This window comes from Streptomyces sp. NPDC060366 (assembly GCF_042725135.1).
In the GTDB taxonomy this organism is placed as follows: domain Bacteria; phylum Actinomycetota; class Actinomycetes; order Streptomycetales; family Streptomycetaceae; genus Streptomyces.
The window spans coordinates 297,943-315,479 of record NZ_JBHXDC010000002.1 but is presented as its reverse complement, the minus strand read 5'-3'; the positions used below and the strand labels follow the sequence as shown (position 1 = coordinate 315,479).

13 protein-coding genes are annotated in these 17,537 nt (G+C 70.1%); 7 read left to right on the top strand and 6 right to left on the bottom strand.

Annotation, left to right across the window (positions count from 1 at the left end; all coding sequences use genetic code 11):
- Window positions 1-59: 59 nt before the first annotated feature.
- Both ACFWHU_RS06130 and ACFWHU_RS06125 read left to right on the top strand, forming a co-directional pair.
- The gene (locus ACFWHU_RS06130; protein WP_387224128.1) at window positions 60-1,148 is read left to right on the top strand and encodes a glycoside hydrolase family 5 protein; all 1,089 of its coding nucleotides are present in this window, start codon (window positions 60-62) and stop codon (window positions 1,146-1,148) included.
- Window positions 1,149-1,294: 146 nt separating this feature from the next.
- The gene (locus ACFWHU_RS06125) at window positions 1,295-2,881 is read left to right on the top strand and encodes a Na+/H+ antiporter (protein WP_385801810.1); all 1,587 of its coding nucleotides are present in this window, start codon (window positions 1,295-1,297) and stop codon (window positions 2,879-2,881) included.
- 40 nt (window positions 2,882-2,921) lie between these two features.
- Here the strand turns inward: ACFWHU_RS06125 and ACFWHU_RS06120 are convergent, their stop codons facing one another.
- Window positions 2,922-4,067: a mechanosensitive ion channel family protein gene (locus ACFWHU_RS06120; RefSeq protein WP_385801812.1), complete on the bottom strand. Its 1,146-nt coding sequence runs from the start codon at window positions 4,065-4,067 to the stop codon at window positions 2,922-2,924.
- A 44-nt stretch (window positions 4,068-4,111) separates the two neighbouring features.
- On the opposite strand from ACFWHU_RS06120, the gene ACFWHU_RS06115 reads away from it, so the two are divergent.
- Entirely contained in the window at window positions 4,112-4,693 is a 582-nt protein-coding gene (locus ACFWHU_RS06115; protein WP_387224127.1) for a dienelactone hydrolase family protein, read from the top strand.
- Window positions 4,694-4,754: 61 nt separating this feature from the next.
- Here ACFWHU_RS06115 and ACFWHU_RS06110 read toward each other — a convergent pair whose 3' ends face one another.
- From ACFWHU_RS06110 to ACFWHU_RS06095, 4 genes are all read right to left on the bottom strand, one after another.
- Window positions 4,755-6,323, bottom strand: coding sequence for a serine/threonine-protein kinase (locus ACFWHU_RS06110; protein ID WP_387224126.1), 1,569 nt, complete (start codon window positions 6,321-6,323; stop codon window positions 4,755-4,757).
- Window positions 6,324-6,400: 77 nt separating this feature from the next.
- Window positions 6,401-7,216 carry a DsbA family protein gene (locus ACFWHU_RS06105; protein ID WP_385801818.1) on the bottom strand — a complete coding sequence of 272 codons (816 nt, stop codon included), beginning with the start codon at window positions 7,214-7,216 and terminating at the stop codon, window positions 6,401-6,403.
- Window positions 7,217-7,320: 104 nt separating this feature from the next.
- Complete coding sequence (locus tag ACFWHU_RS06100) at window positions 7,321-8,013, bottom strand: hypothetical protein (RefSeq protein ID WP_385801820.1); 693 nt, start codon at window positions 8,011-8,013, stop codon at window positions 7,321-7,323.
- Window positions 8,014-8,111: 98 nt separating this feature from the next.
- On the bottom strand, window positions 8,112-9,446 hold the full coding sequence (locus tag ACFWHU_RS06095) for a DUF2252 domain-containing protein (RefSeq protein ID WP_385801822.1): 1,335 nt from the start codon (window positions 9,444-9,446) through the stop codon (window positions 8,112-8,114).
- Window positions 9,447-9,720: 274 nt separating this feature from the next.
- On the opposite strand from ACFWHU_RS06095, the gene dnaE reads away from it, so the two are divergent.
- Entirely contained in the window at window positions 9,721-13,266 is a 3,546-nt protein-coding gene (dnaE, locus tag ACFWHU_RS06090) for a DNA polymerase III subunit alpha (RefSeq protein WP_385801824.1), read from the top strand.
- A 79-nt stretch (window positions 13,267-13,345) separates the two neighbouring features.
- Here the strand turns inward: dnaE and ACFWHU_RS06085 are convergent, their stop codons facing one another.
- The gene (locus ACFWHU_RS06085) at window positions 13,346-13,522 is read right to left on the bottom strand and encodes a hypothetical protein (protein WP_385801826.1); all 177 of its coding nucleotides are present in this window, start codon (window positions 13,520-13,522) and stop codon (window positions 13,346-13,348) included.
- A 237-nt stretch (window positions 13,523-13,759) separates the two neighbouring features.
- Between ACFWHU_RS06085 and ACFWHU_RS06080 the strand changes: the two genes are divergently transcribed.
- The 3 genes from ACFWHU_RS06080 to ACFWHU_RS06070 all read left to right on the top strand — a co-directional run bounded on the left by ACFWHU_RS06080 (window position 13,760) and on the right by ACFWHU_RS06070 (window position 17,523).
- Complete coding sequence (locus ACFWHU_RS06080; protein WP_387224125.1) at window positions 13,760-15,037, top strand: NYN domain-containing protein; 1,278 nt, start codon at window positions 13,760-13,762, stop codon at window positions 15,035-15,037.
- Window positions 15,038-15,185: 148 nt separating this feature from the next.
- Window positions 15,186-16,157 carry an ABC transporter ATP-binding protein gene (locus ACFWHU_RS06075; RefSeq protein WP_385801911.1) on the top strand — a complete coding sequence of 324 codons (972 nt, stop codon included), beginning with the start codon at window positions 15,186-15,188 and terminating at the stop codon, window positions 16,155-16,157.
- 523 nt (window positions 16,158-16,680) lie between these two features.
- Window positions 16,681-17,523 carry an ABC transporter permease gene (locus tag ACFWHU_RS06070; protein ID WP_385801830.1) on the top strand — a complete coding sequence of 281 codons (843 nt, stop codon included), beginning with the start codon at window positions 16,681-16,683 and terminating at the stop codon, window positions 17,521-17,523.
- Window positions 17,524-17,537 lie beyond the last annotated feature (14 nt).

Here is a 17,537-nt window from a genome sequence, read left to right as displayed (position 1 = left end):
GTCATGCCTCTGACAGTTGATCTCCCGTACCGGACCCCACCCGAAGGGAGCACCACCCCATGCCCCAGCACGCCACCTCCCACCCGCCCCGCGCGCCCCATTCCCGAGGTCGGCGCGGCCGCAAGGCACTCCTCGCCGTCTCCGCGCTCGGTATCGTCACCGCCATGCTGTCCCCGATGAGAGCGGGCGCCGCCACCGCTCCCACCGGCACCGCGGCACCCGCCGGCGTCGCCTCCCCCATCAGTGAGAACGGCCAGCTCAGGGTCTGCGGCACCCGCCTCTGCAACAGCCAGGGCCAGGCCGTCCAGCTGCGCGGCATGAGCACGCACGGCACCCAGTGGTACTCCCAGTGCGTCACCGACGGCTCGCTCGACGTCCTCGCCAACGAGTGGCGGGCCGACGTGCTGCGCGTCTCCACGTACGTCCAGGAGGGCGGCTACGAGACCGACCCGCAGCGCTTCACCTCCCTCGCCCAGAAGTTCGTGGACGGCGCGCACAGGCGCGGTATGTACGCGGTGATCGACTGGCACATGCTCAGCCCCGGCGACCCCAACTTCAACCTTGAACGGGCGAAGACCTTCTTCACCGCCATGGCGAAGAAGTACAAGGACAGCCCCGGCGTCCTCTACGAGATCGCCAACGAGCCCTCCGACGTGAGCTGGGGGACCGTCAAGTCGTACGCCGAGAAGATCATCCCCGTCATCCGGGCCCAGGACCCGGACGCAGTCGTCCTCGTCGGCACCCGCGCCTGGTCCTCGTTCGGCGTCTCCGACGGCGCCGACGAGAAGGAGGTCGTGAACAACCCCGTCAACGCCTCCAACATCATGTACACGTTCCACTTCTACGCCGCGTCCCACCGCGACGAGTACCTCGCCGCGCTCGACCGGGCGTCGGACCGACTGCCCGTCTTCGTCACCGAGTTCGGCACCCAGAACTACGCGGGCGAGGGCGCCAACGACTTCGGCCAGTCGCAGCGCTTCCTCGACCTGATGAAGCGGAAGAACATCTCCTGGACCAACTGGAACTACTCCGACGACCACCGCTCCGGAGCGGTCTTCAAGGAGGGCTCCTGCAACGCCGGCAAGTGGTCGGGCACCGGCGTGCTCAAGGAGGCCGGAGTCTGGATCCGGGACCGGATCCGCGAGTAACTCTTACGGGCGGCGCACCCCCGAAACGTCTCCTCGCGGTCCGGATGCGGGCCGCGAGGAGCAGCGCCTCGACGGGTTTCAGCGGCGCGCGTGGCAGGGTTGAGAAGCCTTGATCGTCAGGGCTCTGGACTCTCGGAGGGCGCACCGTGGCCCAATTGGCGCTGCTGCTCGTGCTGTTGCTGGGCGCCGTGGTGACGGTGCCACTCGGGGAGCGGCTCAATCTGCCGTCGCCTGTGCTGATGACCCTCCTCGGGATCGTCCTGGCGCTGCTGCCCTTCGTGCCGAACGTCGAGGTGCCGCCCGACCTCATCCTTCCGCTGGTGCTGCCGCCCCTGCTGTACGCGGCCGTACAGCGCACCTCCTGGCGGCAGTTCACCGCCAATCTGCGGCCGATCTTCCTGCTCGCGGTGGCCCTGGTCTTCGTCACGATGGCGGCGGTGGCGACCGTGGCCAACTCCGTCGTCCCCGGACTGCCGCTCGCCGCCGCGTTCGTGCTCGGGGCGCTCGTCGCACCACCCGACCCGGTCGCCGCGACCGCCGTCGCCGGATCCCTGGGACTGCCCCGGCGGCTCGTCTCCATCCTGGAGGGCGAGGGCCTGTTCAACGACGTCACGGCGATCGTGCTCTACCACGTGGCCATCGCCGCCGTGGTCAGCGGCACCTTCTCCTGGCCGAGCGCGGCCGGGACGCTGGTGCTCTCCGCCGTGGTCGCGGTCGTCGTGGGCGTCGTGCTCGGCTGGCTCTCCAACAAGCTCATGGCGCTGCTCGGCGACGCGCCCCTCCAGGTCGGCCTGACTCTGCTGGTGCCGTTCGTCAGCTACGTACTCGCCGAGGAGCTGCACGGCTCCGGCGTCCTCGCCGTACTGACCACCGCCCTCTTCCTGGCCGAGCACTCGGCGGACGCGGACGACGTGATGGGACGGCTCGCCGGGAACACCTTCTGGGAGGTCGTCGACTTCCTCGTCACGGGCATCGCCTTCGGGCTCATCGGGCTCGAACTGCACAACGCCTTCGGCACCGCGGACGGCCATCTCGGGGAGACGCTCGGCTGGTCGTCCGTCGTCGTCGGGGTCGTCGTCGGCGTACGGCTGCTGTGGCTGCTCCCCGCGGTCTGGGTCACCAAACGGCTGCACAAACTCCGGGACTACGACGAGGAGATCCCGGTCAGCTGGCGGGAGACCGTCATCATGTGGTGGGCCGGGATGCGCGGGGTCGCCTCGGTCGCGCTGGCGCTGGCCATCCCGCTGGAGACCGACGACGGGACGCCCTTCCCCGGCCGCGAGGAGATCATCTTCATCGCCTTCGCCGTCATCATGACGACGCTCGTCTTCCAGGGACTCACCCTGCCGTGGCTGGTGAAACGTCTCGGCGTGAGCGCCGACATCGACGCCGAGCGCGGGTTCGAGCACGAACTGGCCGTACGCGCCGCCAGGGCCGCCAAGCGCCGCCTCAAGGAGATCGAAGAGGTCGAGGAACTGCCCGAGGAGCTGAGCGAACGCCTGGCGCGCGGGGCGTTCGACATCGGCGCGAGGATCAGCCCGGACGTGGTCGACGACGAGCGGCGCGACTGGTTCGCCAAGCGCAGCCAACGCGTCAAGACCCTGCAACGGATCCAGCGCGAGATGATGTCGGCCGCCCGGCACGAGGTCCTGTCGGCGCGCAGCGAACCGAACGCGAACCCGGAAGTGGTGGACCGGGTGCTCAGGTACCTGGACGTAAACAGCATGCGCTGAGGCCGCTCCCCGGGCAGGGGCCCGGTGGCGCGGGTCTCCGTCAGCCGCGGCCGGTGCGCGGGTCTCCGTCCGCGTTCTCCGTCACCGCCGGGTCGGGCTCGTGGTGCGCTCCCGCGTGCCCCACGGCGCCGTTCTTCCCCTGGACGGGGAGTACGGCCGCCTGCGTGGTCGCGATCCGCGGCAGCGCGTACGGATGTTCGTCCGCCAGCCAGCCGATCAGCTGCTCCCGGACCGTGCAGCGCGCCGTCCAGATGTCGTCCGCGTCCTTCGCCGTGACGACGGCCCGCACCTCGATGGTGCTCGGGGTGGTGTCGGTGACGGCCAGACTCCAGTCCCGGCCGTCCCAGGCCGCGCAGTCCTGGAGGATCTCGTGCAGCTTCTCGCGCATCAGCCTGACGGGGGCCGAGTGGTCGAGCTGGAGGAAGACGGTGCCGGTCATCTGGACACCGCCGCGCGACCAGTTCTCGAACGGCTTGCTCGTGAAGTACGACACCGGCATCGTGATCCGGCGCTCGTCCCACGTCCGTACCGCCAGGAACGTGAGCGTCACCTCCTCGACCACACCCCACTCGCCGTCCACCACGACCGTGTCGCCGATCCGCACCATGTCGCCGAAGGCGATCTGGAAGCCGGCGAAGAGATTACCGAGGGTGGACTGCGCGGCGACACCGGCGACGATGCCGATGATGCCCGCGGAGGCCAGCATGGACGTACCGATCGTCCGCATGCTGGGGAACGTGAGCAGGATCGCCGCGACCGCCACCACCACGACCACGGCGGTCACGATGCGCATGATCAACGTCACCTGCGTACGGACCCGGCGGAGCTTCGCCCGGTCGCGGGCCGACGTCGCGTAGCGCGCGTACGTCGACTCCACGACGGCCGACGCGATGTGGACGACCAGCCAGGCACCGGCGGCGATCAGGATCAGCGTCAGCAGCCGGCCGATGCCGGACTGGTGGTCGACGACGATCCACCAGCCGGTCTCACGGTACGTGGCACGCAGCAGTGCGGTCAGGAGGACGACCTGGAGCGGCAGCCGGCAGCGTCGCAGCAGTCCCCACAGTGGGGTTTCCGGGTGCCGGGCGTCCGCGCGGCGCAGCGCCAGGTCGACGACCCAGCCGAGCAGCAGCGTGAGGACGACCGCGCCACCCAGCACGGTCAACGGTCGCAGTACGTTCTCCATGGCTCCGGATTCGGACGAGGGGGCCCACCTGACAGGATGGGCGGATGGACGTCGTTCTCTTTCATTCGGTCTACGGGCTCCGCCCGGCGGTGCACGCGGGGGCCGAACGGCTCCGCGCTGCCGGACACCACGTGCACGTGCCCGACCTCTTCGAGGGCCAAACCGTCGAGACCGCCGAGGAGGGCAGGGCGCTGAAGGACAAGATCGGCTCCGACGAACTGCTGAGGCGCGCCGTACTCGCCGTGGCGCCGTACTCGGAGCGCGGTCTGGTGTACGCGGGATTCTCCTTCGGAGGATCGGTCGCGCAGACGCTGGCGCTGGGGGACGCGAAGGCCCGCGGGCTGCTGCTGATGCACGGCACGTCGGACATCGCGGCGAACGCGTCGGTCGACGACCTGCCCGTACAGCTGCATGTCGCCGACCCGGACGTGTCCGAGCCGCACGACTGGCTGACCGCCTGGTATCTGCGGATGCGGGAGATCGGGGCGGACGTGGAGATCTACCGCTATCAGGGCCCCGGGCACCTCTACACCGACCCGGACCTCCCGGACTACGACGAGTCGGCCGCCGAGCAGACCTGGCGCACCGGGCTGGCCTTCGTCGAGTCTTTGGACGACCTGGCGTAGGCGCCCGGTCCTTCAGCCACTCGGTCCTTCAGCCGCCCGGTAGCCCGGCCGCGTCGGTCGCTCAGTCGCGGGTGCAGCGGCCCTTGGTGCCGCCGCCGGGCGCCGGGCTGCACAGATACTGCCGGTCGTTCGCCTCGTCGCTGATGTAGCGGCCGACGCAGGTGCTGTTCGAGTCGAAGCCGCGGGTGCGGCACCAGTCGACGGCGTGCGAGCCGCTGCCGAAGCCGGAGACGTAGAACATCCAGTAGCCCGATTTCAGCGAGGCGTGATTGTCGCTGTCCAGGTACCGGGCGTTGGTGATGCCCTTGTCGCGGAGCGCGTTCGCCTGCTTCTCGCGGGCGGCGGCGCCCGCGGACTTCTCCGTGGAGGCGAGCTGCGCGACCCAGTTGCCGGTCAGGTCGTCGCTCGACGGGGTGCCGTCGTCGTCGTTGTTGTTGTTGCTGTTGTCAGGGTTGGTGTCCGTCTCCGCTGCCGCCGAGGGCGACTCTCCGTCAGGGCTCGCGGACGGCGCGGAATCCGTGGGAGAGGCGCTGCCCGTCCCGCCCGTCTTCCCCGCCGTCGGCGAGCCCGGATCGTCCCGGAGGGCGAAGACCAGCGCGGTCGCCGCCACCAGCGCGACGGCCACGGCCACGGCGGCGACGACGACCGGCGCACGGCCGCCGCGCCGCTCGGGACCGTCCGACCGTACGGTCGCGGGTATCGATCCCGGAGGCGGGGCCGAGACCGTGGTCGGGGCCGGAACCGGGGACGGAGGCGGTGTGTCCTCCGTGACGGTCACCCACGCCCACTCCGGCGTCGTGCCCGACTCGACCTGGGCCAGCATCAGATCCAGCCGCGCGGCGTCGGGCCGCGCCGCAGGGTCCCGTACCAGCAGCGCGTTCAGCACGGAGGCGAGCGGCCCGGACCGTACGGGCGGCGGGACGGGTTCGTCCAGTACGGCGGCGAGCGTCGCCAGGGTCGTGGCGCGCCGCAGCGGGCTGACGCCCTCCACACAGACGTACAGCATCACCCCCAGCGACCACAGGTCGGACGCCGGGTCGTCGTCGTGGCCCCGGATGCGCTCCGGGGCGAAGTACTCGGGCGAGCCGACCAGTTCGCCGGTCGCCGTGAGCGAGGTGGAGCCCTGGAGGGCCGCGATGCCGAAGTCGGTGAGGACCGCGCCGCCGTCCGCGCGCAGCATGACGTTGGACGGTTTCACGTCGCGGTGCTGGATGCCGACGGCGTGGGCGGCCCGCAGCGCGGACAGCACCTGGCGGCCGATCCCGGCCGCCTCCACGAGGGTCAGGGCGCTCCGCGCGAGCCTGTCCTGGAGCGTGTCGCCGGGCAGCAGTTCCATGACGATCCACGGATGCGGCCCCACGTCCACGATGTGATGGATCGTCACCACATGCGGATGGCTGATCCTCGCCAACGCCCGTGCCTCGCGCAGGACTCGCTCACGCAGCACATGTCCACTGCGGGGAGTGGCGGCGGCCGTCGCGGCGTCCGGGGACCGCACTTCCTTCAGCGCCACCTCGCGGTGGAGCACGGCGTCGCGCGCCCGCCACACCGTGCCCATACCCCCGCTGCCGAGCCGCTCCAGCAGCTCGAAACGCCCGTCGATGATCCTGTTCTCCGCGCCCCCGGTCATGTGGATCAGCGTACGGGCCGACGCGGGCCGGCCCGCACGCTGTTACCCGCTGGTTGCCCGGCGGTGACCCCGTGCCGTCACCCCGCGAGCGCCTTGCTGATCGCCGCGGTGTACTCCGGGACCGTCTGCGGGGCGTTCTCGCTGCCCTCCGCCGTGACCGTCTTTCCGTCCATCCGGAGCGTCGGGGTGCCCTCCACGCTGCTGCTGTCGAACGTGGCCGACATCTTCATCGCCCAGGCGTCGAACGTTCCGTTCTCCACGTTCTTCCTGAACTCGGCGTTCCCCTTGAGCGCGTCCACCGAGTCGGCGATCTTGAGCAGGGCGCCGTCGTCGGCGAACTTGTCGTCGCTCTCGGTCGGGTGGTGCTGCGCCGAGTAGAGCGCGGTCTTGTACTCCGTGAACGCCTCGGGGCTCACGTCGAGCGCGGCGCCCAGCGCGGACAGCGCGTTCTTCGAGCCCTCGCCGTTGTCCGAGTTGTCGATGAACGTGGCGCCGATGTACTTGATCTTGTACTTGCCCGCGTCGACGTCCTGCTGGATCGTGGCGCCGACCTTCTGCTCGAAGGTCGCGCAGATCGGGCAGCGGGAGTCCTCGTACAGCTCAAGGGTCTTCTTCGCCTCGGGCTTGCCGATGACGACGGTCGTGCCGTTCGTGCCCGAGGTGTTCTTCGGGGCGGTGACGGCCTTCACGTCCTTGGCCGCCTCCCAGTGCGAGGGCTTGTTCGCCTGGACGACGGCGAAGCCGACACCGCCGGCGATCGCGAGGATCGCGACGGTGGATCCGGCGACGACGACCTGGCGGCGGGCCCGGTCCTTCTTCGCCTGCCGCTCGCGCTCCTCGCGCAGCCGCTCGCGGGCGGCTGCCTTGTTGGCGTTGCTGTTGCGTGCGCTCATGGTGGGTCACTCCGTGTGGGGTCGAACGAGACGCGCGGGCGCGGATACGGGTGCGCCGCCGCGCGGGGGACCGGCGGCGGCCGGAAGAGGCCGCCGACGTCGTGCTAGGCCGGGAGAAGGGCCGAGCGCGGTGGTCCCCGTCGTCCGACGGAGTGGGCAAACAGGCGCGTACGGGAGGCGCGCGGGAGGCCGGTGGGGCGCGGGAAGCGCCGTACGGTACGGCGGACCGTACCGGCCACGGCGACCGCGACCAGCAGCGGCCGGAAGGCGAATCCGGCGACGGCCCGCACCACGCCCGCCAGCGCGGCCTCGCCCCGGCGCAGCCATAGCGCGGCGAGCAGACCGATCGCGACGTGCGTGGCGAGCAGCAGCCATGGGAGCGCGGGGTCGGGGGAGCCGACCAGGGTGGCCGCCGCGCTCTCGGGCGAGGCCACCGACGAGACACCGGGCAGCGGGGAGCCGAGGCTGCCGCCGCACAGGACGTCGAAGCCGACGGAGCGCAGCGAACCCGCGACGGGGCCGCCGGCGGGTCCGTAACAGACGTTCTGGCCGGTGGTGAAGATCGTGTCCGCGGCCAGTTCGAGCGGGACGAGCAGGGCCGCGATGCGCCAGTAGCCCCGCTCGCGGCCCGCGAGGGCGTAGGAGACCGGGAACACCACGGCGCACAGGACGGCGACGACGGACAGCGGCAGCGGGGCCCGCGACAGGAGCACATGGGAGCCGGCGGACAGCGTCACGGCCAGTGCCGTGAACAGTGCCGCCCGCAGCGCCCTGAGCCGTGCCGCTGATATGTCCATTGTCGCCGAGTGTGCCACGGGAGCCTGTAAGGGGTCCTTAAGGTCCCCGTGGCCGGGGTCGGATCAGGCCGGGTCGGCAGGGGCCGGACCGGGCCGGGTCAGTTGCCGCCGAGCTGCCCGTTGCGGAAGAGGTCCACGAAGATCTGGTGGTCCGCACGGGCCCGCGCCCCGTAGCTGTGCGCGAACTCCACCAACAGCTCCGAGAAGCCCTCCTCGTCGGCGGCGATCGCCGCGTCGATGGCCCGCTCCGTGGAGAAGGGCACCAGCGAGTGGCCGCTCTCGTCGTCCGCCGCGCCGTGCATCGTGGCCGTCGCCCGGCCGAGGTCGGCGACGACCGCGGCGATCTCGGCCGGGTCGTCGAGGTCCGACCAGTCGAGATCGACCGCGTACGGGGAGACCTCGGCGACCAGCTGGCCCGCGCCGTCCAGCTCGGTCCAGCCGAGCCACGGGTCGGCGTGCGCCTGGAGCGCGCGCTGCGAGATGACCGTGCGATGGCCCTCGTGCTGGAAGTAGCCGCGCACCCGTTCGTCGGTGATGTGCCGGGAGACCGCGGGGGTCTGCGCCTGCTTGAGGTAGATCACGACGTCGTTCTCCAGGGCGTCGCTGTTGCCCTCCAGCAGGATGTTGTACGAGGGCAGACCGGCCGAACCGATGCCGATGCCGCGCCGCCCCACCACGTCCTTCACCCGGTAGGAGTCGGGTCGGGTCAGGCTGGACTCCGGCAGGGTCTCCAGATAGCCGTCGAAGGCCGCGAGGACCTTGTAGCGGGTGGCCGCGTCCAGCTCGATGGAGCCGCCGCCGGGGGCGAAGCGGCGCTCGAAGTCACGGATCTCGGTCATCGAGTCGAGCAGGGCGAAGCGGGTCAGCGAGCGGGCGTCGCGCAGCGCGTCCAGGAGCGGGCCGTCGGCCGTGTCCAGCGTGAACGGCGGCACCTCGTCGTTCTTGGCGCCCGTGGCCAGCGCGTGGATCCGCTCCCGGTAGGCGGCGGCGTAGATCCGGACCAGCTCGCTGATCTGCTCGTCGCTGAGGGCCTTCGTGTAGCCGATCAGCGCCAGCGAGGCGGCGAGGCGCTTGAGGTCCCAGGTGAAGGGTCCTACATAGGCCTCGTCGAAGTCGTTGACGTTGAAGATCAGCCGGCCGTTCGCGTCCATGTACGTGCCGAAGTTCTCGGCGTGCAGGTCACCGTGGATCCAGACCCGGCCGGTGCGCTCGTCCAGATACGGTCCGCCGTGCTGCTCCCGCTCCAGGTCGTTGTAGAACAGGCACGCGGTGCCTCGGTAGAAGGCGAAGGCGGAGGCGGCCATCTTGCGGAATTTGACCTGGAAGGCCGCCGGGTCGGCGGCGAGCAGCGCACCGAAGGCGGTGCCGAACACGGCGAGGATCTCCTCCCCTCGCTGCTGGTCAGCGGCTTCGACCGGGCGCGGGACCGACATCGGTGGTGCCTCCTGGGGCATGACGAAAGGGGCTGACGGACCGACACGCCACCCGCCGGGGGGCCGACGACGCCGTCAGTACTCGCAACGCACGAACGTACCGGTGCGTGCCCGTCCCGCGCTCGTCGACAGGGAGGTTCGCACACCCCGATCCGGGGTGGCCGGGACATCGCCGGACCTCGCTCGGATTGTCAGTGGGCGGTCGTAGACTTCGACGCTGTCCCCCCCCAGGGCACCCCTCGCTCGTCCGCTCGTTTCGCTGGAGGCCTCAGCCGTGACCAAGCCGCCGTTCACGCACTTGCATGTCCACACCCAGTACTCGCTGCTGGACGGTGCGGCGCGGTTGGGGGACATGTTCAAGGCGTGCAATGAGATGGGGATGTCTCATATCGCGATGACGGACCACGGGAATCTCCATGGTGCGTACGACTTCTTCCATCAGGCGAAGAAGGCGGATGTGACGCCGATCATCGGTATCGAGGCGTATGTGGCGCCGGAGTCGCGGCGTAACAAGCGGAAGGTGCAGTGGGGGCAGCCGCATCAGAAGCGTGATGACGTTTCGGGTTCGGGTGGTTATACGCACAAGACGATCTGGGCTGCGAACAAGACGGGGCTGCACAATCTCTTCCGGCTGTCTTCCGACGCGTATGCGGAGGGGTGGCTGACGAAGTGGCCGCGGATGGACCGGGAGACGATCGCGAAGTGGTCGGAGGGTCTGATCGCCTCCACGGGGTGTCCGTCGGGTGAGTTGCAGACGCGGCTCAGGCTGGGGCAGTTCGACGAGGCGGTGCAGGCGGCTTCGGACTACCAGGACATCTTCGGCAAGGACCGGTATTTCCTGGAGTTGATGGATCACGGGATCGAGATCGAGCGGCGGGTGCGGGACGGTCTGCTGGAGGTGGGGAAGAAGCTGGGGATTCCGCCGCTGGTGACGAACGACTCGCATTACACGTATGCGAATGAGGCGACGGCGCATGATGCGCTGTTGTGTATTCAGACGGGTAAGAATCTGTCGGATCCGGACCGGTTCCGGTTCGACGGGACGGGTTATTACCTGAAGTCGACGGACGAGATGTATGCGATCGATTCGTCGGACGCGTGGCAGGAGGGGTGTGCGAACACCCTTCTGGTGGCGCAGCAGATCGATACGGAGGGCTGGTTCCAGGAGCGGAACCTGATGCCGAAGTTCGACATCCCCGACGGCTTCACCGAGGTCACCTGGTTCCGCGAGGAGACCATGCGGGGGATGGACAGGCGTTTCCCCGGAGGCATCCCGGAAGACCGTCTCAAGCAGGTCGAGTACGAGATGGGCATCATCATCGAGATGGGGTTCCCGGGGTACTTCCTGGTCGTCGCGGACTTCATCATGTGGGCCAAGAACAACGGCATCGCCGTCGGCCCCGGCCGAGGCTCCGCGGCCGGCTCGATCGTCTCGTACGCGATGGGCATCACCGACCTCGACCCCATCGAACACGGCCTGATCTTCGAGCGGTTCCTCAACCCCGAGCGCATCTCCATGCCGGATGTCGACATCGACTTCGACGAGCGCCGGCGCGGTGAGGTCATCCGGTATGTGACCGAGAAGTACGGCGCCGACAAGGTCGCCATGATCGGCACGTACGGAAAGATCAAGGCGAAGAACGCCATCAAGGACTCGGCCCGTGTGCTGGGTTACCCGTACGCGATGGGTGACCGGCTCACGAAGGCGATGCCGGCCGATGTCCTCGGCAAGGGCATCGACCTCAACGGCATCACCGACCCCAAGCACCCGCGCTACAGCGAGGCGGGCGAGATCCGGGGGATGTACGAGAACGAGGCGGACGTGAAGAAGGTCATCGACACCGCGAAGGGTGTCGAGGGCCTGGTCCGGCAGATGGGTGTGCACGCGGCCGGTGTGATCATGTCCAGCGAGACGATCACGGACCATGTGCCGGTCTGGGTCAGGCACACCGACGGCGTCACCATCACGCAGTGGGACTATCCGCAGTGCGAATCGCTCGGCCTGCTGAAGATGGACTTCCTGGGTCTGCGAAATCTGACCATCATGGACGACGCCGTCAAGATGGTGAAGGCCAACAAGGGCGTCGAACTCGACCTGCTGTCCCTTCCGCTGGACGACCCCAAGACGTACGAACTGCTCTGCCGGGGTGACACGCTCGGCGTCTTCCAGTTCGACGGCGGCCCGATGCGTTCGCTGCTGCGGCTGATGAAGCCCGACAACTTCGAGGACATTTCCGCCGTGTCGGCCCTGTACCGGCCGGGCCCGATGGGCATGAACTCGCACACGAACTACGCGCTGCGCAAGAACGGGCAGCAGGAGATCACCCCGATCCACCCGGAGCTTGAGGAGCCCCTCAAGGAGGTCCTCGGTCTCACCCACGGCCTGATCGTGTACCAGGAGCAGGTGCAGAAGGCCGCGCAGATCATCGCCGGTTACTCACTCGGCGAGGCGGACATCCTCCGCCGCGTGATGGGCAAGAAGAAGGCCGACGAACTGGCGAAGAATTTCGTCCTGTTCCAGGCCGGCGCCAAGAAGAACAACTTCTCGGACGAGGCCATCAAGGCGCTCTGGGACGTGCTGGTCCCGTTCGCGGGATACGCGTTCAACAAGGCGCACTCCTCCGCGTACGGGCTCGTCACCTACTGGACCGCCTATCTCAAGGCGAATTACCCCGCCGAGTACATGGCGGCGCTGCTGACCTCGGTGAAGGACGACAAGGACAAGTCGGCGGTCTATCTCAACGAGTGCCGTCGTATGGGTATCAAGGTGCTCCCGCCGAACGTGAACGAGTCGGTGGCGAATTTCGCCGCGCAGGGCGACGACGTGATTCTGTTCGGGCTGACGGCGGTGCGTAACGTCGGTACGAACGTGGTGGATTCGATCATCCGCTCGCGCAAGGCGAAGGGGAAGTACGCCACGTTCCCCGACTTCCTCGACAAGGTCGAGGCGGTCGTCTGCAACAAGCGCACCGTCGAATCACTCATCAAGGCGGGCGCCTTCGACGAGATGGGCCACACCCGTAAGGGGCTGGTCGCCCACCACGAGCCGATGATCGACAACGTGGTGCAGGTCAAGCGCAAGGAGGCGGAGGGGCAGTTCGACCTCTTCGGCGGCATGGGCGACGGGGACGACGCCTCCTCCGAGCCGGGCTTCGGGCTCGATGTGGAATTCTCCGACATCGAGTGGGACAAGTCGTATCTGCTCGCGCAGGAGCGGGAGATGCTCGGTCTGTACGTCTCCGACCACCCGTTGTTCGGTATCGAGCACGTGCTGTCCGACAAGTCGGACGCGGCCATCTCGCAGCTCACCGGGGGTGAGCACTCGGACGGCGCGGTCGTGACGATCGGCGGCATCATCTCCGGGCTCCAGCGGAAGATGACCAAGCAGGGCAACGCGTGGGCGATCGCCACCGTGGAGGACCTGGCGGGCTCGATCGAGTGCATGTTCTTCCCCGCGACGTACCAACTCGTCTCGACCCAACTGGTCGAGGACACCGTTGTCTTCGTCAAGGGGCGGCTCGACAAGCGCGAGGACATCCCGCGCCTCGTCGCGATGGAGCTCCAGGTGCCCGACCTGTCGTCCGCCGGGACCAACGCGCCGGTCACCATCACCATCCCGACCGTGAAGCTCACCCCGCCCATGGTCAGCAGGCTCGGCGAGATCCTCAGCCACCACCGGGGCAACTCCGAGGTACGGATCAAACTCCAGGGCGCGCGCAAGACCACGGTCCTGCGGCTCGACCGGCACCGGGTCCAGCCCGACCCGGCGCTCTTCGGCGACTTGAAGGTGCTGCTCGGGCCGTCCTGCCTGGCCGGATAGCCGACAGGGGTTCACACGGACCAGAGGGGCACGCCCGGGAAACCGGACGTGCCCCTCATGTCATGTGCGGCCGACCGCGTCAGTTGTGGCCGAAACGCTTCTGACGGCCCTTGTGGGCGACCTCGGACGGCGTGACCTGCTGCTGTATCTGCTCGGCCTTGGCGTCCGACGAGGAGGACGAGGACTGCTCCGAGCCACGCTCGGTGGTCGAACGGTCCTGGTGCTTGCCGCGGTCACGGTTCTTGTTCTTGGCCATGGTGCTGCCTCCTGGAGGATGTTGGGGCCAGGGCCGCGACCAGATTCACATATGCCGTGACTCACCGCATTTTGGATCATCGCTGTCTGTAACGGGCCATAGTTATGGCCTTCCTGGGGGTAGCCCTGAGGGGTACGCCACGCCGATGATCCAGTTCCGGCCGTTAAGCCTGTTGCGGTCGGGCAGACTCGAAGGAAAACCCGTAGTAACTTCCGATCCCGACGTTCCCGAAAGAGGGTGGAACACGTGGACCGCTGCGTCGTCCTGGTGGACGCCGGTTATCTGCTGGGCGCCGCCGCGAGCCTCCTCGCCGGAGAACCGGCCCGCTCACGCATCACCGTCGACCACGCCGCCCTCATCCAGGGTCTGCGCGAACGCGCCGAGGCCGATACGGAGCAGCCGCTGCTCCGTATCTACTGGTTCGACGGTGCACCCGACCGGGTGCCGCAGCCCGAGCACCGGCGGCTGCGCGTCATGTCACGTGTCACCGTCCGGCTCGGCGCTCTGACGCGCAGCGACGGGCGCTGGGCGCAGAAGGGCGTCGACGCGGCGATGCACGCCGAACTCACGGAGCTGGCCCGGAACCGCGCCTGCTCGGACGTGGTCCTGGTGACCGGGGACGGCGATCTGCTGCCCGGCCTGATGTCCGCCAAGGAGCACGGCGTCGCCGTGCATCTGTGGGCGGTGCAGGCGGCGGACGGCGACTACAACCAGTCCGAGGACCTGGTGGCCGAGGCGGACGAACGCCGGGTGCTGGACCGGGCCTGGATCACCAAGGCCGTACGCGCCAAGGACTTCGGCGGTGTGTGCGCGCCGCCGCCGGTGCCCCGCCCCGAGATCGCGGCCATTCTCTCCGCGCCGCTGCCCGAATCGGCGCTCGCCGCGTCCGCCGAGCGTGCGGCCGAGGCACAGGCCACGTCCGCGCGCAACGGGACGGCGCCGCCCGCCACCGAGCACGCGCCGGGGCACGAGCACGGCCCCGGGGCCGCGCATCCCACGCCCCCCGGCGGCAAGGGTGTCCCCACCCCCAAGGACCTGGCCGCCCTGCGCGCGCCCGGACCGCAGGCGGCGCCCCCGCCGGCGAACGCGACGCTGCGCTGGTCGTCCGACCGTGGCTGGGTCGAGCGCGCGGGCGGCGGAGGCCAGCTCGGGGAGCCGCCGGAGACGGCGTCGCTGCCCACGCTCGCGCAGCTCACCAGCGCCGAGCAGCGGTGGGCCGACCGCGAGGAGGACATCACGACGGTCGGCGGCGACCCCTTCGAGGTCGGCCAGGTCTTCGCCCGGCGCTGGATGGAGCGGCTGCCCGAGGCGACCCATGTGCAGAAGCTGTCCACGATGTATCCGCGGATCCCGCACCGGATCGATGGCGAGGTACTGAGGTACGCGGCCCGCTTCGGGCTGCTGGCGCACAAGGACGACCAGATCGACGAGCACGACCGGTACGCGATCAGGGCGGGCTTCTGGCGCGAGATCGACGTGCGGGCGGCGGCGGACCGCCCGGCCACGACGGAGTAGGTCCTGTCCGGCGGGACGGGGCCCGGGAGAGCCGCGCGGGCGGGCGGAGCCGTGCCTCCACGTGCCTCGACCGTGTCTCCGGTGTTCTGCGAGGCCCCCGAAAGGTTCCGGGCAGGCCGACCCCGTAGGCTCGTTGCTTGTGAGTACGGTGTGCGCGGTACGGGAACTGGTCAAGACGTACCCCGCCGCGCGCGGCAGGCGTGGGGCCCCGGCCACACCCGAGGTGCGCGCCAACGACGGCATCTCCCTGGACGTGCGGCGCGGTGAGATCTTCGGCCTGCTCGGGCCCAACGGTGCGGGCAAGTCCACTCTCGTACGGCAGCTCACCGGACTCATGCGGCCCGATTCCGGCAGCGTCGACGTCCTCGGACACGATCTGGTGCGGCACCCCGAGCGTGCCTCCCGTCTCATCGGTTATCTGGGCCAGGAGTCCTCCGCGCTCGACGAGTTGACCGTCGGCCTGGCCGCCGAGACCACGGGGCGGCTGCGCGGGCTGGGCCTGCGCGAGGCGCGCGCCGAGCGGGACGCCGTCCTCGCCGAACTCGGTCTCGCCGAACTCGCCGGGCGCCCCCTGAAGAAGCTCTCCGGCGGCCAGCGGCGGATGGCCTGCTTCGCGGCCACGCTGGTGGGGGAGCGGCCCGTACTCGTCCTGGACGAGCCCACCACCGGCATGGACCCGGTCGCCAGGCGCGCCGTCTGGGCGGCGGTGGACCGGCGCCGGGCGGAACGCGGCGCGACCGTGCTGCTCGTCACCCACAACGTCATCGAGGCCGAGACGGTCCTCGACCGGGTCGCCGTGCTGGACCGGGGCAAGGTCATCGCCTGCGACACCCCGTCCGGGCTCAAGGAGCAGGTCGCGGGCGAGGTCCGGCTGGAACTCGTCTGGCGCGAGCGCGCCCCGCTCGACGTCCCGGAGGTCGCCGCGCTGCGCGGATCCGCGCAGGAGTCGGGCCGCCGGTGGGTGCTGCGGCTGGCCCCCGACGAGGCGCGGGCGGCCGTCGCCGCGGTGACGGGCGGCGCCGCCTTCGCGGCGCTGGACGACTTCACACTGGCCACACCGAGCCTGGAGGACGTCTATCTGGCGCTCGGCGGGCAGGTGCAGGGGCTGGTGAAGGCATGACGGTTCGCGCCCCGGCCGCGCGCGGCCCCGTGCGGCCACAAGACTCCGGATTTACGGCTCCGAACCCCGCCCCGGTCGCCACCGGGGGCCGCGCCGCGGTCCCGGCGCGGGTGGTGGGGTCTTCTCACGGGGTCGGTGTCGGCGTCGTCGCAGCCGTTCCGGCTCGCGCCGCCGCGCTCGTCGTCGTCGCCTTTCCGCCTCGCGGCGCCTTCCCCTTCGGCGCCGGGCTTTCGGCTCGCGTTGTCGTTCGGGCACGCGTCGCTGTCCCAGCGCCCGTTGGCGTGACCGTTCCGGTTCGCGTTGCCGCACTGCCTCCAGCCCTCGCGTCCTTCGGCGCGGCTCGCGGCACCTTCCCCTTCGGCGCCGGGCTTCCGGTTCGCGGCGCCGTCGCCGCCGGTGAGAGCCCTGTCCCTATGGGGAGTTCGGCGCGTTCGGGGCGTATGACACGCTGGTCCCGGTTGGCGCCGTACCCGATGGGCCGCGCCCGCAGCCGTCCGTCCGCAACGAACAGGAGCAGCGCCAGGTGAGCATCGTGCCCGCGGAGGCCGTCTCCGGGAAGAGCCGGACAGTCCCGGACACCCGTGTCGCAACGGACCGGGCCGACGGGGCGCCCGCGCCGCTGGCGACCCGTGCGCGGCTGCTGCCCTCGCTCGCCGCCGTGTACCGCGCGCAGTTGTCGCGGGCGCGCGTCGCCCGGATCCCGCTGCTGTTCGTCGCGACCTTCCAGTCCGTCGGGATCATGATCCTGATGCGTGGTGTCGTGGACGGCGGCGCCGAGGCGCGGGCCGTGGTGGCCGGGTCGAGCGTGCTCGTCGTGGCCTTCGTCGCGCTCAATCTGCTCGCGCAGTACTTCGGTCAGCTCCGGGCGACCGGCGGCCTCGACCACTACGCGACGCTGCCCGTGCCGCCCGCCGCCGTGGTGCTGGGCGCGGCCGGCGCGTACGCCTCGTTCACCGTGCCGGGAACGGCCGTGACCGCCGTGACCGGCAGTCTGCTCTTCGATCTGCCCCTCACCCATCTCTGGGTGCTGGTCGCCGTGATCCCGCTCTCCGGCGCGGCGCTCGCCGGTCTCGGCGCGGCGCTGGGGCTGCTCGCCCCACGCCAGGAACTGGCCACGCTGCTCGGGCAGCTCGGCATGTCCGCCGCGCTCCTGCTGGGGGTGCTGCCGGCCGACCGGCTGCCGGGGCCGATCACCTACGCCCGGGATCTGCTGCCGTCCACGTACGGCGTGGAGGCCCTGGCCCGCAGCTTCGACAGCCATCCCGACTGGCCGACCGTCGCCCTCGACCTGGCGGTCTGCGCGGCCGTCGGTGTCGTCTCGCTGGCCGTGGCGACGTGGGCGTACCGGCGTGCGGCGGTCCGATGAGGCACGGCCGTGGC

Coding starts and splice junctions, on each gene's coding strand:
- ACFWHU_RS06085 (WP_385801826.1), bottom strand. CDS start 13,522: ATGGCCAAGAACAAGAACCGTGACCGCGGCAAGCACCAGGACCGTTCG.
- ACFWHU_RS06100 (WP_385801820.1), bottom strand. CDS start 8,013: ATGGACATATCAGCGGCACGGCTCAGGGCGCTGCGGGCGGCACTGTTC.
- ACFWHU_RS06120 (WP_385801812.1), bottom strand. CDS start 4,067: ATGGAGAACGTACTGCGACCGTTGACCGTGCTGGGTGGCGCGGTCGTC.
- ACFWHU_RS06105 (WP_385801818.1), bottom strand. CDS start 7,216: ATGAGCGCACGCAACAGCAACGCCAACAAGGCAGCCGCCCGCGAGCGG.
- ACFWHU_RS06095 (WP_385801822.1), bottom strand. CDS start 9,446: ATGTCGGTCCCGCGCCCGGTCGAAGCCGCTGACCAGCAGCGAGGGGAG.
- ACFWHU_RS06110 (WP_387224126.1), bottom strand. CDS start 6,323: ATGACCGGGGGCGCGGAGAACAGGATCATCGACGGGCGTTTCGAGCTG.
- ACFWHU_RS06115 (WP_387224127.1), top strand. CDS start 4,112: ATGGACGTCGTTCTCTTTCATTCGGTCTACGGGCTCCGCCCGGCGGTG.
- ACFWHU_RS06130 (WP_387224128.1), top strand. CDS start 60: ATGCCCCAGCACGCCACCTCCCACCCGCCCCGCGCGCCCCATTCCCGA.